We start from the raw sequence: 14,209 nt of genomic DNA, 5'->3' as shown, positions 1-14,209 counted from the left end.
AGGTCCTTCGCTCACCGGATCAGGGGCGCTCGCCGCTCGGGTGCGGGTGGTGGGACGGGGCGCGGCCCGTCCCACCGGAGGGATCACCGCACGCCGGCGGCGACCTTCTCCTTGACGTCGGCCGGGACCCAGGCCCCCCAGACGTCGCCCTTGGTCTGCAGGAAGTGCCGGGCCGCGGCGGCGGCGTCGACCTGCTTGTCGACCATGTAGGCGAGGCTCCTGTTCAGCTCGTCCAGCGGGAAGGTGGCCTTCTCCAGCATCGCGACGATCTCCGGCGCCGCCTTGGCGAAATCGGCGTTCAGGCCGTACGCCACGTCGACGCTGGGGAAGGCGCAGCCGCGCTCGCGCTTGCCGTAGGCGCTGGTCAGCTCGGTCCAGCAGGCCTCGTCGTAGGCCGGCTCCTCCAGCTTGATCAGGTCGTGGCGGCCCATGATGGCGGTCGGCGACCAGTAGTAGAAGAGGATCGGCTCGCGCCGCAGATAGGCGGCGCTGATGGCGGCGTCCAGCGCCGTGCCGGTGCCGGGGCGGAAGTTGACGTAGTCGTCGTCGAGCTTGTAGGCGGCCAGCTTGGCGGTGTTCACGCCCTCGCAGGTCCAGCCCGAGGGGCAGTTGAGGAAACGGCCCTTGGACGGCTCCTCGGGATCGGTGAACAGCTTCACCAGCGCGGGCTCCGAGAGCTGCTCGACGCTCTTCAGGTCGGGCGCCATCGGCGCCACGCCGCGCTCGGCGTCGCCCTTGACCACGTAGGCGGGCACATACCAGCCCTCGCTGGCGCCGACGAAGGTCTTGCCGACCGCCGTCACCGAGCCCGCGGCCACCGCGTTGTTCCACACGTCGGAGCGGCCCAGCCACTCCTCGGCGAAGATCTGCACGTCGTTGTTGGCGGTGGCCTGCTCCAGCATCACCGAATTGCCGGGGATGTCGTTGACCGCGCAGCCGTAGCCCTCGGCCAGGATGGTCTTGATCACCTCGGTGACGAAGGCGCCGCTCTCCCAGTCGATGCCGGCGAAGGTGACGGTCTTGCCGTCGCCGCAGTACGAGGCCTGCGCGGTGCCGGCGCTGAGGGCGAGCGCCAGCCCGGCCGTGGCCAGGACGGAGGTCAGGTGACGGATGCGCATGGGGGCTCCTTGGGGTGTGGCCAGGGGTGGAGGAGGGGGTCGGAAAGGGTCTAGGCGGCGGTCAGCCGGCGCAGCGCGTGGAGGAAGGCGGCGTCGACTGTGGCGTCGGCGGCGTGGCGGCGCTCGCGCACCACCCAGCGCCCGCCCACCATCACGTCGCGCACCGCGCCCTCGCCCAGCGCGAAGATCCAGCGGTCGAGAACGGCGTCGCCGGCGGCAGCGGCGAGGTAGGGGTTGTTGGCGTCGAGCACCACCAGGTCGGCCGGTGCGCCGACCCGCAGGCCCGGCGCCGGGACACCGCAGGCGCGCGCCCCGCCGGCCAGGGCGGCGTCGAACAGGGTGCGCCCGACCGAGGCGCCGGGCGCCGCGGCCAGCCGGTTGCGGGCACGGTCGCGCAGGCGCTGGCCGTATTCCAGCAGGCGCAGCTCGGCCGCGGCGTCGGTGCAGACGTGGCTGTCGGTGCCGATGCCGTAGGCGCCGCCGGCGCTCTGGTAGTCGACCGCCGGGAACAGCCCGTCGCCCAGGTTCGCCTCGGTGTGCGGGCACAGCCCGGCGACGGCGCCGGAGCGGGCGAGGCCCGCCGTCTCGGTCTCGGTCATGTGGGTGGCGTGGACGGTGCACCAGCGCGCGTCCACCGGCATGTGCTCCAGCAGCCAGTCGACCGGGCGCCGGCCCGACCAGGCGACGCAGGCGTCGACCTCGCGCTGCTGCTCGGCGACGTGGATGTGCACCGGCCCGCCGGTCCGCTCGCCGGCGAGGATGGCGGTCATCTCCTCCGGCGTGGCGGCGCGCAGGGAGTGGATGGCGAGGCCCAGGGTCGCGCCGTGAGCGCGGCAGGCCGGCTCCAGCGCCGCCAGCAGCCCCAGGAAGCCGTCGACGCCGTGGAGGAAGCGGGCCTGCCCGGCGGTGGGCGGGGCGCCGCCGAAATCGGCGTGGGCGTAGAACACCGGCAGCAGGGTCAGGCCGATGCCGGCGGTGGCGGCGGCGGCGATCAGGCGCCGGGCCATCTCGGCGCGGTCGCCGTAGGGGGCGCCGTCGGACCCGTGGTGCAGGTAGTGGAACTCCGCCACCCGCCCGAACCCGCCCTTGAGCATCTCGATGTAGAGCTTGGTGGCGACCGCCTCCAGATCCTCCGGCGTCGCCGTCGCGTTCAGCCGGTACATCAGGTCGCGCCAGGTCCAGAAGCTGTCCTGGCCGGCCCCGGCCACCTCGGCCAGCCCGGCCATGGCGCGCTGCAGGGCGTGGGAGTGCAGGTTCGGCAGCGCAGCGACCAGCGGACCGGCGGCCCGCTCGTCCCCCGCCCGCGGCGTCGCGCCGGTCTCCACCGCGGCGACGCGGCCGGTGCCGTCCAGGGTGACGGCGACGGCGCTGCACCAGGTCCCGTCGACCAGGGCGGTGTCGGCAAAGAGGCGGTGGGTGGAAACGGCCATTGTCGGAACCCCTGACCAACTTGTATATGGAGGATGTGCAGGACGACCGGCGAATGCAAGAAAAATTTGCAAACCTCAGATTGCCTGAAATTTCAGCAACACCGCCGCCCGCACCGCCGGGCGCCCCGGGGGTGATCGCGTCGCATCCCTCTGGAACATTGATTTTCAGGCGCGTTGCGGCATAGGTTTGACGACGGCCGCGCGAGGACACCGGGCGTGCTCCACGCCCCTCGTGTGCGTCCGCCCATGGAGTGCATGTCATGACAAGTGTCGCCACTGGCCCCATCGGCGTCGACGACGAGGTCGTGCCCGGCGGCGGCACGCCGCTGTACGAATCGGTGAAGCGCCGCATCCGCGAGCAGATCGCCAACGGCGAGTGGCCGGCCCACCACCAGATCCCCTCGGAGAACGAGATCGTCGCGACGCTGGGCGTCAGCCGGATGACCGCCAACCGGGCGCTGCGCGAGCTGGCGGCCGAAGGGGCGATCATCCGCATCAAGGGCAAGGGCTCCTTCGTCGCCCCGCAGAAGGGCAGCTCGCCGTTCCTGGAGATCCGCAACATCGCCGAGGAGATCACCCGGCGCGGCCACACCCACGCCGCCCGGATCATCCTCCATCACGAGGAGCGGGCCCTGCCGGACGTCGCCGACCAGCTGGACATCGCCATCGGCCAAGGGGTGTTCCACACCATCATCGTCCACTACGAGAACGACCTGCCGATCCAGATCGAGGACCGTTTCGTCAGCCCGGACGCAGCGCCCGCCTACATGGCCCAGGACTTCCGGGTCCGCACCCCCAACGCGTACCTGACCGAGGTGGCGCCGCTGACCCACAGCGAGCAGGTGGTCGAGGCGGTGTCGCCCCAGCCGTGGGAATGCAAGCTGCTGGCCATCGCCCGGACCGAGCCGTGCCTGATGGTCCGCCGCACCACGTGGTCCGGTCCGCTCAAGGTGACCACCGCACGCCTGCTCTACCCGGGGTCGCGCTACCGGCTGGAAAGCGGAAACGCCGCCGGCGCCTGATGTACATACAAGGCTCCGGCGCCATCGCCGGGGCTGCCGCCGCCATGCGCGGCGACCGCGCCGCGCACCGCCGCCAGCCGCAGCGGGTCGAGGCCGCCGGTGCGCCCGTCGCCGCACAGGGCGCCCCGGAACCCCAGGTAATCGGGCCGGAGGGCGGCCAGCCCGGCGATGTCGGCCAGCCGGAGCGATCCCGCCAGACCGGTGAGCAGACCCAGGGCGCGGCCCCGCGCCACAAAGCGGGCCAGGGCCGCCGCGTCCATGTGGCGGGTCAGCGGCCCCGCCGCCTTGTCCGCCGTGTCCAGCATGGCGCCGGCGAAGCCGGCCGCCGCCAGCCGGTCGAGGGTGGCGGGATCGGCCGCGCGGTCGGCGAACAGCACCGCCACCAGGCGCAGCCCCGCCGCCGCCCGCGGTGCCAGCGCGGCGAGGCAGGCGCCGAGGTCGCCGCCCTCCTGCCAGTCGAACACCCCGATCTTGACGAGGTCGACGCCGGCCGCCGCGGTGGCGTCCACCGCCGCCAGCACCCCGCCGGCGTCCAGCGGCCGGTCGCCGATGGTCGCGCTGACCGGTCGCCGCCCGCCGACCGCGGCGACGCAGGCCCGCAGCACGGCGGCCGGCAGCGCGCCCAGCGCGCCCGCCGCGGGGTTCTTCAGGTCGACGATGTCGGCGCCGCCGGCGACCGCCAGCGCCGCCTCCCCGGCGTCCTTGACGCTGGCCAGCAGGCGCATCACGCGGCCCGCCCGGCGCGCCATGCGGCGACGTGGTCGACCAGCCACTGCCAGGCTTCCCGTTCGTCCGGCGACGCGGTCTTCTCCACCGCCACCGCCAGATGGGCCATCTCCCGGTCGATCCGTTCCGCCGGCAGCAGGTGCAGGCGTGACACCAGCACCGCCCCCTCGATCACCGCCGCCTTGGCGCGGTTGAGGCCGCGGAACGGGGCGTGGGTCTCCTCGTGGACCAGGCGCAGGGTGAAGCGCGGCCGCACCGGGTCGTCGGCGACCGCGGCCACCTCCGCCTCGGCGTGGGCCAGCGCGCCCTCGAGCACGGCGCCGGCGACCCGCGACGCCGGCCGGGTCGGCCAGCGCCGGCGCCCGCACACGCAGCCGGCGAAGACCCGGGCGTCGTCGGTGTAGTTCAGCACCGCCTGGCGCCGCGCCATCAGGTTGTCCAGGGTGCGCGAGGGGCGGAAAGGCGCCAGCACCGGGGCCTCGCCCGGCGGTGCGATCAGCCCCATGGGGGCGGCGTGGGGGGTGCCGTCGGGGTCCAGGGTGACGACGACGATCTCGCGGATCATGTGCGGTCCTCCGCGGGCGGGCAGGTGGCGGAACGGGCGGCCGGCGGCGCCGTGGCGACGCCCCACGCGAGCTCGCGGTCCTGGGCGTAGCGCTTGCCGAGCTGGGCGGCGATCTGGGCCCGTGCCATCTCGACGCCGAGGTAGAAGGCGTGGTCGGGGTCGGTGACGGCGAGGGCGCGCCACAGCGCGAAGGGGTCGCGGCCGACATGGTGGCCGTCGCGGTTGTAGACGTGGACACCGTCCACGGCGGCCTCGATGCGGACGTTCGGGTCGCGCACGCCGGCGGCGGTCTCGGCGATCTCGGCGGGCGTGCTGGCGAAGGGACGGCGGTCGCGCAGGCACAGCAGCGCCGGGTCCATGCGCGCCGGTGGCACCCCGGCGGCCACGGCGCGGCGCATCAGCCGGCCCGCGGCGGCGGCCTCGCGCACCGCGTGGCGGCAGTGGGGGCTGACCTGGACCACCAGCACGGCGCCGATCGCCAGCTCCGCCACCACCGCCATGAGCAGGGCGCTCAGCCCCGGGGTGTCGGCGTCGGTCAGCTCGGTGACGTTGCCCACCCCCATCAGCAGCGGCGCCTCGGGCAGGCGCCGGCGGAACTCGTGGTAGCGCACCAGGGATGCGGTGAAGCCGCCGCCGATGGGGTCGAGGATGGGGTCGGCGTAGAACGGCCGCCCGGCCTCCAGCAGGCGGCGCGCCGCCCGCTCCAGGCTGTCCAGGTCGCCCGGCCGGTCGGGGATCAGCACCGGCACGGCGTCGCTTTCCCAGGCCAGCTCCAGGGTCTCCCCGGTCAGGCTCAGCAGGTGCGAGGCCCCGGCGGCGGCGCCGCGGCGCAGCTCGGCCGGATCGCCGGAATCGACGCTGACCCGATGGCCGGCCGCGCGCAGCGCTGCCACCGCCTCCTCCAGGTGGGGGAAGGGCGTGCCGGGCAGCCCACCGAGGTCGATCACGTCGGCGCCGTCGGCGGCCAGCGCCGCGGCGCGGGCCAGGATGGCGTCGACGCCCAGGGCCGGCGCCTCGACGATCTCGGCGAAGATCAGGGCCGGCGGCCCGGCGGTGGCGGTGTCGTCCAGCACGACGCGGGCGCGGCCGAAATGGTCGGGCAGGTCCGCCAGCTCGTCCGGGCCGCGCTCGAACGGCACGCCGAAGGCCGCGGCCAGGGGGGCGAGGTCGCCGCGGCAGCGCCCCGGCACCATCACCCGGGTGGCCCCGCCGAGGTCGGCGAGGCGGCGGCGCACCAGATCGGCGGTCATCAGCCCGGCCACCTGGACGCCGATGTCGCGCACCTCCCAGGCGAAGCCGGGGGCCATGGCGTCGAGCACCTGGCGCAGCCGCCGCTCGGCCAGGTGGCCGGTCAGGAAGAGGATGCGTTCAGCCATTCCGCACGCTCCCGCAGCGCCGCCGCGAGGCCCTCGACGCTGTCGACCACGGTCATCGCCTCGAAGGCGCGCAGCCGCGCCACGTTGTCCAGGTCGATGCGCCGGGGGTAGACCCGGACCATGCCGTCCGGCGCCTCGGTGTCCAGCTCCGGCGCGGTGTCGCAGGCGAAGACGACGGTCGGCACCCGGCACTTGCCGGCCTGGGCCAGCACGTTGGTCACCAGGGTGTCGGAGATCCCCCAGACCGCCTTGGCGATGGTGTTGGAGGTCGCCGGCGCCACCACCAGCGTGTGGTACTGCCCGTAGTAGAACCGCCCCACCGGAACGGCGCTGGCCGTGCGGTCGCGGTAGATCCGCGTGTTGCCCGGCCATGCCACGCCCTGGCGGCGGTACATGCGCACCACCTCGTCGGCGGCGGCGCTGACGAACAGGTCGAGCGGCGGCTGCCCGGCCATCAGCGCCAAGCATTCCTTGAGGAAATGCCCCGACCCGGTGACCGCCCAGGCGAGGCGGGGGTAGTGGCGCGCCGTCATCATGCCATCTCCCACGGCGCCACCGTCCACGGCGCCGGCTCCCCCACCGCCGGCTCCGCGCCGGCGGCCGGGGGCACCAGCCGTCCCGGCAGCGCACGCTGGCCGGCCAGCGCCGCCGCCAAGGCCTCCTGGTCGCCGGGACCGAGGCAGGCGATCGCGCAGCCGGGTGGGGCGAAGCGGGGAAAGGCCGGGTCCACCAGCCCCCCGGCCACCGCCGCCGCCAGCGGCGTCCCCTCGGCCGGGCGGGGCGCCGCCTTGACCAGAACCAACGCCTCGGCGTCGAGACGCCCGGCCAGCCAGGCGGCAAGGCTGTCGGAGGTGACCTCCCAGCGGTGGGGGATCTCGGCAGCCGCCAGGACGGCCGCCGCCGGCGCCCACACCGGCACCCGCCCATCGCGCCGCGCCCGCGTCATGTCGTCCGGGGTCGCCGCCGGCACGAAGCCGGGGGCCAGCGCGCACAGCGCCGCCCCGTACTGTTCCATGGCCAGCAGGGCCATCCGGTGGGCCGTGGAGTCGTCGAAGCCCAGCACCGCCTGGGCGCTGCGCACAGCATCGGCGAAGGGGCCGCCGCCCGGCACCACGATGGTGCGGCGGCGACCGGCCTCCACCGCCCGCAGCCAGTCGCGCAGGGCGTGCGGGCCCGCCGACAGGCTGCCGCCGATCTTGACCACCCAGGGGCGGGCGGCCGCGCCGGGGCCGGAAGCCCGGAAGGGGGCGGCCTGAGCGTCCACCATGGCGCCGCCGGCCGTCAGGTCTCGGCCTGGGAGCGTTCGATCTCCACGCCGACGCCGTCGGTTTCGCGGAACACGTCCAGCTTCTCCACCGACAGGCGGACGCTCTCCACCCGGCCGTCGGCCAAGCAGATGTCGGCGACGGCGTCGGCCAGCGTCTCCACCAGGTTGATGTGGCCGCCGGCGACCAGCGTCTTGATCCGCTCGATCATGGTGTCGTAGGAGACGACGTTGGCGATGTCGTCGTCGACCGGCGTGACGCTCTGGCGCACGGTCATCTCAAGGTTGATGCGCACCCGCTGCGGCTTCGCCTTCTCATGTGCATAGACTCCGATGCTGCACATCAGCACCAGGTCCTTTATGCGAATTCGATAAGTCTTCGCCATGGGCTTCCTGCCGTTCCGCGGCGCGAGCCCGGCCGCGAGAGCCTGCGGCATGATCATGGTCATTGGTTCCTGCAAGGTGTCTCGAGATCCCGTGCGGCGCAGTATTGGCGATGCTCACAGGATTTATTGCCGTTGTCCAGTTGGACGAAAGTCTATGATCGGCGCGGCGGCGCCGGCCGGTTACACTGCCAAGCACCCGCAAGAAGACGGACCATGGGAGGATGATGCGCATGATCCGACGGATCTGGACACGCGTGGGCCGCGGGCTGGCGGCGGCGCTTGCCCTGACGGCGCTGTGGGGGATGGCGGCGCCCGCCCCGGCCGCGGCGTTCGAGCTGACGCCGGCCCAGGCGCTGCTGTTCGACAGCGACCATCTGGGCGGCATCGGCGGCGGCACGACGTTGCGCTACGACTTCGAGAAGGCCGGCTCGCTGGAGCCCGGCTTCACCGACACCGTGGAGATGACGGTCGAGGGCGACGCCGGAGCGGACCGCAAGGACGTCAGCTTCCACTTCCTCACCGGCGACCACGCCATTCCCTTCGAGCCGATGAGCCGGTTCCGGGGCAACCCCCTGATCATGCTGTTCCTGGAGCGCGACGCCCGGGAGATGAAGCGGTTGACCGGCGGGTCGGAGCTGTACTTCCGCAACCGCCTGCGCGACGGCTTCGCCGCGGCGTCGGCGACGGTGACGCCGACCACGATCCGCTGGAAAGGCGCGGAGGCGCCGGCCACCGAGGTGGTGATCCGCCCCTTCGTCGCCGTGGAGCTGATCGAGCGCTTTCCGCAGTTCGAGCACAAGGAATACCGCTTCGTCCTGTCCGACGCGGTGCCCGGGTCGCTGTACGCGGCCCGCGCCGTGACCCCCGGCGGCGATGGCGCCGCCCCGGTGACCGACGAGAGCATGGTCCTCGCCGCCCCGCAGCGGGAGGCGCACAGCCGCACGGAGCCCCGCCCATGATGACCCCCGCCTCCCTTGCCACGGCCGTGCTGATGGCCGGCCTCGCCGGCCCGTTGGCGATCCCCGCGGCCAGCCCGGCGGCGGCCAACGACTACCCCACCGCGGCCCGCGCCGAGTACGTCTTCACCTGCATGGCCGCCAACGGCCAGACCTCCGAGATGCTGCAGAAATGCTCGTGCAGCATCGACGCCATCGCCGCGCGCATGCCCTTCGAGCAGTACGAGCGGGTGGAGACGGTGATGGCCATGCAGCAGGTCACCGGCCAGCGCGCCGGCTTCTTCCGCGAGGCCGCCTGGGCCAAGCAGCTCGTCGCCGATTTCGAGCGCGCCCAGGCCGACGCCAACGTGGCGTGTTTCTGAATCGCCGGGGATTCCGCACCAAGGGCTTGATGCGCAAGGCCGGTTTCATGGAACCGTTCCAAACTTTGCACTAAAGTGGGATGGAACAAGGACAGTTTACGGGATTTACTGGTGACGGCCGGGGGACCGCAGGGCGCGGTGCGCCCCCGGTCACCCACATCCCACCGCGCCGGAACGAAAGGGAGATACGCGATGAAGACCTGGCACAAGCCGACGATCGTCGAGATCAGCGTGGGCAACGAGATCAACGCCTACGCCTGCGCCGATCTGTGATCGGTAAACGCGCCTGAGGGCGGCTCCGTCCGTTCGTCCGCGGCGCCGCGGCCGGCGGGCGGGGCCGCCTGCCGCGCCCCGGCGGCGTGCCGGGAGCCGCGCCTCCGGTCACAGAACGCCCAGCGCCCGCCACACCGGCCGGCGCCGCGCGGCGTGCAGGTCCAGCCGGCCCCTCAGCTCGGCGCGGCGCTCGGCGGGGTCCGCGATCGGTCGCCCATGGCGGGTCAGCGGGCGGCCGCTGCGCTCCAGTTCCGGCAGCACCGCGTCCGCCAGGGCGTCGGGCCCGGCATCGGGATCGTCGTGCAGCGCCCGGTACACCACCCGCTCCAGCGGCCCCGCCGCCACCCCGCTGCCGATCAGCGGCGCGGCCAGGACTCCCAGATCGTGCCCATGCCGCGCCGCGCCGCACACCGCCGCGTTGAAGCGCCGCGCGGCGGTGCGCGCGCCTTCCGCGAGCGGCCGCGCCGGGGGGTGCGCCAGGGGGTGGATCTGGCCCTCGTGCACCAGCACGGCGACGGTGCGCAGCAGCGCCTCCCACCCCTCCCCGGTGACACCTTGCGGCGCCTCACCCGGCCCCAGCAGGGCCGAGAGGGGCTGCGGCCCGTCGCGCCACAGGCGGTCGACCAGGGCGTGCGCCCGCGCCGGGTGCGCCGCGGCGGTGCGCAGGTCGTCGGGGTACACCAGGGCGGCGACCCCGGTGGCCAGCAAGCGCTCGTCACGCTCCGCCGCGGACAGAGGCCGCCGGCCGCGGGCGAACAGGTCACGGCGGAACTGGCGGTTCAGGGCGACGTCGCGGACCGTCTCGGCCATCACCGGATCGGGTTGCCCGGCCACCGCCGCCACCATGGCCGGCGCCAGGGCGAGCGCCGGGAAGGCGTCCAGGGGATCGGCGGCGGCGGCGTAGACGAGCCGGGCCCCCGCCAGCTCCTCCACCACCTCGGCGTGGAAGAGGGGGCGCCACGCCGCGTTCAGGTACTCGTGGGCGAGGTAGCGGGGGTCTTGCCCGGCGATCGTCTCCAGCCGGTCGCGCAGCCCGGGGTTGGCGGCGAAATAGCCGGCGCCGGCGTCGGCCAGGCTGCGCACGAAGGCGACGGCCGCCGCCGCCCGCTCGCCGGCGGTGCCGCGGCCGCGCCGCGCGTGCTCGGCGAACAGGCGGCGCAGCGGTGCCGCGGCGGCCCAGCCGGGCTGGCAGTTGTACGAGACGTAGGCCAGCGCCCCCGCCGTCAGCGCCTCCCGCAGGATGGCCCGCAGATGGGCGGCGTCCTCCGCACCGATCCAGGAATAGACGCCGTGGAGGGCGGCGTACTCCACCCCGGAGGGTGGCCGGAAATCGGCGAAGGCGGCGTCGGTGTACGTCAGATTGGCCAGCCCCGCGGCGTCGCGCAGGGCGTTGGCGGCGGCGATGTGGTCGGGGTTGAGGTCGACGCCGGTCCAGGCGCAGCCCGGCTCGGCCGCGGCCAGCACCGCCGTGCCGAAGCCCAGCCCACAGCCCAGCTCCAGCGCCCGCCGCGGCCCGTCCTCGCCCCATCCCGGCGCGACGCCGGCCAGCAGGGCCGCAAAGCGGACGTAGGAGGGCGCCATCTCCCGGTAGAATCCCGGCGAGCACAGGGTGTCGACGACATACCCCCCAGAGACTTCCATGCCCACCCCACTCCCCGGCGGCACCCGCACAGCCGAACGCCGCGGCCTCCTATACGGACACCGCGGCGTTCGGGCAAACCGTCCCGGCGGCGCCGGGGGCCGGGCTGGGTCAGGCCGGAACGGCGCCACCCAGCAGGGCGAGGCCGCCCTCGCGGGCCCGGGCCAGGCCGACCACCGCCTTGCGCACCTTCTCGAAGGCGCGCACCTCGAGCTGGCGCACCCGCTCGCGCGACACCTTCAGCTTCTGGCTCAGCTCCTCCAGCGTCTCCGGCTCGTCGCGCAGGCGGCGCGCCACCAGGATCTGGCGCTCCCGGTCGTCCAGGGCGTCGAGCCCCAGCTTCAGGAAGTCCAGGCGTTGCCCGCGCTCCTCGGATTCGGCCAGGGCGCGCTCCTGGTTCTGGTCGTCGTCGGCCAGCAGGTCCTGCCACTCCATCTCGGAATCGGTGGCCAGGGTCACGTTGAGGGAGCGGTCGGCGCCGAGGCGGCGGTTCATCGACACCACCTCCGCCTCCGGCACGTCCAGCTCGGTGGCGATGGTCGCCACCGTCTCCGGCGTCAGGTCGCCGTTCTCCATCTCGCGCAGCGAGGCCTTGAGGCGGCGCAGGCTGAAGAACAGCTTCTTCTGCGCGGCCGTGGTGCCGATCTTCACGAGCGACCAGTTGTGCAGCACGTACTCCTGGACCGCTGCGCGCACCCACCAGGTGGCGTAGGTGGCGAAGCGGAAGCCGCGGTCGGAATCGAACTTCTGGGCCGCCGTCATCAGGCCCAGGTTGGCCTCGGCCACCAGGTCGGCCAGCGGCAGCCCGTAGCCCTGGAATCCCTTGGCGATCTTGAAGGCGAGGCGCAGGTGGGCGCCCACCAGGCGGTCGAGCGCCCGCGGGTCGCGGCGGTGGTGCCAGCGCGCGGCCAGATCCCGCTCCTCCTCGGGCGTGAGGTAGGCGTAGCGGCGGGCGTCCTTGAGGTACAGGTTCAGCGTGTCGTCGGTGGCGGTCGGATTGGTCAATACAGTCTCCCCTTCGGTTCCCGACGGGCGACCGTCATACGGGCAGGTGCGGCGCGTCGATGCGCCGTTCGCCAGCGGCCGCAATGGTTCGCAAAGGGTCGGGAACGATTACCGATATGGGGGAGTGCCGCCGGCAATTCAAGATGCCGGCGGGAACGACCATGCCTGCCCGCGCCCGGACGGGGGCGAAGGGGGCACGCGGGGCGGGACGAGGCTTGGCCCTAAGCTGGGGAGCGGGGCCCGCCGTGTCCAGCAAAACCTCTGGAAAAAACGCGCCGTCAGGCGTCGCCGCCGTCGGCCTCCGCCGGCTCCGGCGGCTCGGCCTTCTTCCACGCCTCCAGCTCGGCGTTGGTGACCCCGCCCAGCCGCGTCAGCGCCTGGCGCAGCCGCTCCCGGGTCAGGTCGCGGCCCAGCAGGACCATGGACTGGATCACCGGCACCGATTGCGGGCTGCCGCTGACGGCGATGTAGAACGGCTTGATGAAGTCGCGGAACTTGACGCCCATCTCGTCGCCCAGCGCGCGCATGGACGCCTCGATGGCGGTCGCCTCCCACTCCGCCAGGGCGTCGAAGCGCCACAGCGCCATCTGCAGCATGCGCCGCAGCTCGTCGCCCTTGATCTTGCCGCCGGCGATCGCCTCGGGGGTGTAGTCGACGCTGCCGGAGAACAGGAAGGACACCAGCCGGCCGAGGTCGGAGAACTTCTCGATGCGGGTCTGCGACAGCTCGGCGATGGGGCGCAGATAGGCGTCGTTGACCGCCCATTCGCCGACCTTGGCCATGAACTGGTCGAGGGTCAGCTTCTCGCGGATGTAGCGGCCGTTCAGCCAGTTGAGCTTGGGGATGTCGAAGACCGGGCCGCCCAGCGAGATGTTGTCGACGTCGAACTGGGCGACGATCTCCTCCAGCGAGCGGATCTCGTCGCCCTCGGGCACCGACAGGGCCATCAGGCCCAGCAGGTTGACCAGCGCCTCCGGGAGGTAGCCGGCGCGCTGGTAGTAGAGCACCGAGGTGGGGTTGCGGCGCTTCGACAGCTTGGACTTGTCGGGGTTGCGCAGCAGCGGCATGTGGCACAGCTTCGGCATCTCCCAGCCGAAATACTGGTAGAGCAGCACGTGCTTGGGCGCCGACGGCAGCCACTCCTCGCCGCGCAGCACATGGGTGATGCCCATGTGATGGTCGTCGACCACGTTGGCGAGGTGGTAGGTCGGCAGGCCGTCCGACTTCATCAGCACCTGCATGTCGACCATCGCCCATTCGATCTCGATGGCGCCGCGCTTCATGTCGTGGACGGTGCAGGACCCGCCCTTGGGCACCTTCATGCGCACCACGTGGGGGGTGCCGGCGGCCAGCTTGTCGGCGATCTCCGCCTGGGACAGGTTGAGGCAGCGCCCGTCGTACATCTGGCGCTGGCCCTGGGAGCGCTGGGCCCGGCGCATGGTGTCCAGGCGTTCGGGTGTGCAGAAGCAGCGGAAGGCGTGGCCCTCCTCCAGCAGCCGGTCGCAATGCGCGCGGTAGAGGTCGCTGCGCTCGCTCTGGCGGTAGGGGCCGTGCGGCCCGCCGACGTCCGGCCCCTCGTCCCAGGTCACCCCGAACCAGCGCAGCGCGTCGAGGATCATGCGCTCCGACGCCGCGGTGCTGCGCGCCCGGTCGGTGTCCTCGATGCGCAGCAGGAACTGGCCGCCCTGGCTCTTGGCGAAGCAGTAGTTCATCAGCGCCATGTAGGCGGTGCCGACGTGGGGGTCGCCGGTCGGCGACGGGGCGACGCGGGTGCGGACGGTCATGATGCTCAACAGCCGATGGGGGAGGGCAAAGGGCGGCCAGCATGCCACAGCCCTCCCACCCGTTCAATTCCGGCCGGCCGCGCCGTTGCGCGGTCGCAGGCCCCCGGCCGGACCGACGCGCCCGCATCACGATGCCATCAAGCCCTCCACCGCAATCAGGCGCGGCGACCGCGGCCCGGCCCGGCCGCGAAGCGCCCGTCGAAGGTGTCGATGGGGACGGGGCGGCCCATCAGGAAGCCCTGGCCGACGGGACAGCCGAGGGCGGCCAGGGCGCGCTTCTGGTCGTCGGTCTCGACGCCCTCG

Annotated in this window: 15 protein-coding genes; 4 read left to right on the top strand and 11 right to left on the bottom strand. The window is 73.3% G+C overall.

The window, feature by feature from the left end:
* Positions 1-83 precede the first annotated feature (83 nt).
* Positions 84-1,118, bottom strand: a complete 1,035-nt coding sequence (locus AC6H2I_RS26410; protein WP_497503756.1) for an ABC transporter substrate-binding protein — start codon at positions 1,116-1,118, stop codon at positions 84-86.
* A gap of 50 nt (positions 1,119-1,168) precedes the next feature.
* Positions 1,169-2,548, bottom strand: coding sequence for a formimidoylglutamate deiminase (gene hutF / locus AC6H2I_RS26405; protein WP_497503755.1), 1,380 nt, complete (start codon positions 2,546-2,548; stop codon positions 1,169-1,171).
* 260 nt (positions 2,549-2,808) lie between these two features.
* On the opposite strand from hutF, the gene hutC reads away from it, so the two are divergent.
* The gene (gene hutC / locus AC6H2I_RS26400; protein WP_497503754.1) at positions 2,809-3,570 is read left to right on the top strand and encodes a histidine utilization transcriptional repressor HutC; all 762 of its coding nucleotides are present in this window, start codon (positions 2,809-2,811) and stop codon (positions 3,568-3,570) included.
* Here the strand turns inward: hutC and AC6H2I_RS26395 are convergent.
* From AC6H2I_RS26395 to folB, 6 genes are read right to left on the bottom strand one after another with little or no spacing between them, the layout of a single operon-like run.
* Complete coding sequence (locus AC6H2I_RS26395) at positions 3,534-4,319, bottom strand: (5-formylfuran-3-yl)methyl phosphate synthase (protein ID WP_497503753.1); 786 nt, start codon at positions 4,317-4,319, stop codon at positions 3,534-3,536. The genes hutC and AC6H2I_RS26395 overlap by 37 nt on opposite strands.
* Entirely contained in the window at positions 4,295-4,861 is a 567-nt protein-coding gene (locus AC6H2I_RS26390; RefSeq protein ID WP_497503752.1) for a DUF447 domain-containing protein, read from the bottom strand. The genes AC6H2I_RS26395 and AC6H2I_RS26390 overlap by 25 nt, the downstream gene beginning before the upstream one ends.
* The gene (locus AC6H2I_RS26385; protein WP_497503751.1) at positions 4,858-6,237 is read right to left on the bottom strand and encodes a DUF6513 domain-containing protein; all 1,380 of its coding nucleotides are present in this window, start codon (positions 6,235-6,237) and stop codon (positions 4,858-4,860) included. Before AC6H2I_RS26385 ends, AC6H2I_RS26390 begins: the two co-directional genes overlap by 4 nt.
* On the bottom strand, positions 6,213-6,773 hold the full coding sequence (locus AC6H2I_RS26380; protein WP_497503750.1) for a flavoprotein: 561 nt from the start codon (positions 6,771-6,773) through the stop codon (positions 6,213-6,215). The genes AC6H2I_RS26385 and AC6H2I_RS26380 overlap by 25 nt, the downstream gene beginning before the upstream one ends.
* Positions 6,770-7,504, bottom strand: a complete 735-nt coding sequence (locus AC6H2I_RS26375; RefSeq protein WP_497503749.1) for an amino acid kinase family protein — start codon at positions 7,502-7,504, stop codon at positions 6,770-6,772. Before AC6H2I_RS26375 ends, AC6H2I_RS26380 begins: the two co-directional genes overlap by 4 nt.
* 14 nt (positions 7,505-7,518) lie before the next feature.
* Positions 7,519-7,887 (bottom strand): dihydroneopterin aldolase, encoded by a 369-nt coding sequence (gene folB / locus AC6H2I_RS26370; protein WP_497503748.1) that lies wholly within the window; start codon positions 7,885-7,887, stop codon positions 7,519-7,521.
* A 230-nt stretch (positions 7,888-8,117) separates the two neighbouring features.
* Here folB and AC6H2I_RS26365 point away from each other — a divergent pair, with 230 nt between their 5' ends.
* The 3 genes from AC6H2I_RS26365 (at position 8,118) to pqqA (ending at position 9,478) form a co-directional block, all read left to right on the top strand.
* On the top strand, positions 8,118-8,846 hold the full coding sequence (locus tag AC6H2I_RS26365; protein WP_497503747.1) for a hypothetical protein: 729 nt from the start codon (positions 8,118-8,120) through the stop codon (positions 8,844-8,846).
* A complete protein-coding gene (locus AC6H2I_RS26360; RefSeq protein WP_497503746.1) occupies positions 8,843-9,205 on the top strand; it encodes a hypothetical protein in 363 nt (120 codons plus the stop codon). The genes AC6H2I_RS26365 and AC6H2I_RS26360 overlap by 4 nt, the downstream gene beginning before the upstream one ends.
* Positions 9,206-9,397: 192 nt before the next feature.
* Positions 9,398-9,478, top strand: coding sequence for a pyrroloquinoline quinone precursor peptide PqqA (gene pqqA, locus AC6H2I_RS26355; RefSeq protein ID WP_497503795.1), 81 nt, complete (start codon positions 9,398-9,400; stop codon positions 9,476-9,478).
* Between the two features lie 108 nt (positions 9,479-9,586).
* On the opposite strand, the gene AC6H2I_RS26350 is transcribed toward pqqA, so the two are convergent.
* The 3 genes from AC6H2I_RS26350 to gltX form a co-directional block, all read right to left on the bottom strand.
* A complete protein-coding gene (locus AC6H2I_RS26350) occupies positions 9,587-11,119 on the bottom strand; it encodes a methyltransferase regulatory domain-containing protein (protein ID WP_497503745.1) in 1,533 nt (510 codons plus the stop codon).
* Between the two features lie 109 nt (positions 11,120-11,228).
* Positions 11,229-12,122, bottom strand: coding sequence for an RNA polymerase factor sigma-32 (locus AC6H2I_RS26345; RefSeq protein ID WP_497503744.1), 894 nt, complete (start codon positions 12,120-12,122; stop codon positions 11,229-11,231).
* Positions 12,123-12,400: 278 nt separating this feature from the next.
* A complete protein-coding gene (gltX, locus tag AC6H2I_RS26340) occupies positions 12,401-13,906 on the bottom strand; it encodes a glutamate--tRNA ligase (protein ID WP_497503743.1) in 1,506 nt (501 codons plus the stop codon).
* Positions 13,907-14,209 lie beyond the last annotated feature (303 nt).

It is taken from the genome of Azospirillum sp. NS33, from assembly GCF_059703765.1.
Note: the sequence above shows the minus strand (reverse complement) of the source record. Positions and strands in the feature narration are given on the sequence as shown.

Bases quoted from the DNA above. Each gene is read 5' to 3' on its own strand.
- AC6H2I_RS26375 (WP_497503749.1), bottom strand. From the start codon at position 7,504: ATGGTGGACGCTCAGGCCGCCCCCTTCCGGGCTTCCGGCCCCGGCGCG.
- gltX (WP_497503743.1), bottom strand. From the start codon at position 13,906: ATGACCGTCCGCACCCGCGTCGCCCCGTCGCCGACCGGCGACCCCCAC.
- AC6H2I_RS26360 (WP_497503746.1), top strand. From the start codon at position 8,843: ATGATGACCCCCGCCTCCCTTGCCACGGCCGTGCTGATGGCCGGCCTC.
- AC6H2I_RS26350 (WP_497503745.1), bottom strand. From the start codon at position 11,119: ATGGAAGTCTCTGGGGGGTATGTCGTCGACACCCTGTGCTCGCCGGGA.
- AC6H2I_RS26365 (WP_497503747.1), top strand. From the start codon at position 8,118: ATGATCCGACGGATCTGGACACGCGTGGGCCGCGGGCTGGCGGCGGCG.
- hutF (WP_497503755.1), bottom strand. From the start codon at position 2,548: ATGGCCGTTTCCACCCACCGCCTCTTTGCCGACACCGCCCTGGTCGAC.
- hutC (WP_497503754.1), top strand. From the start codon at position 2,809: ATGACAAGTGTCGCCACTGGCCCCATCGGCGTCGACGACGAGGTCGTG.
- folB (WP_497503748.1), bottom strand. From the start codon at position 7,887: ATGGCGAAGACTTATCGAATTCGCATAAAGGACCTGGTGCTGATGTGC.
- AC6H2I_RS26390 (WP_497503752.1), bottom strand. From the start codon at position 4,861: ATGATCCGCGAGATCGTCGTCGTCACCCTGGACCCCGACGGCACCCCC.
- pqqA (WP_497503795.1), top strand. From the start codon at position 9,398: ATGAAGACCTGGCACAAGCCGACGATCGTCGAGATCAGCGTGGGCAAC.
- AC6H2I_RS26410 (WP_497503756.1), bottom strand. From the start codon at position 1,118: ATGCGCATCCGTCACCTGACCTCCGTCCTGGCCACGGCCGGGCTGGCG.
- AC6H2I_RS26380 (WP_497503750.1), bottom strand. From the start codon at position 6,773: ATGATGACGGCGCGCCACTACCCCCGCCTCGCCTGGGCGGTCACCGGG.
- AC6H2I_RS26385 (WP_497503751.1), bottom strand. From the start codon at position 6,237: ATGGCTGAACGCATCCTCTTCCTGACCGGCCACCTGGCCGAGCGGCGG.
- AC6H2I_RS26395 (WP_497503753.1), bottom strand. From the start codon at position 4,319: ATGGCGCGCCGGGCGGGCCGCGTGATGCGCCTGCTGGCCAGCGTCAAG.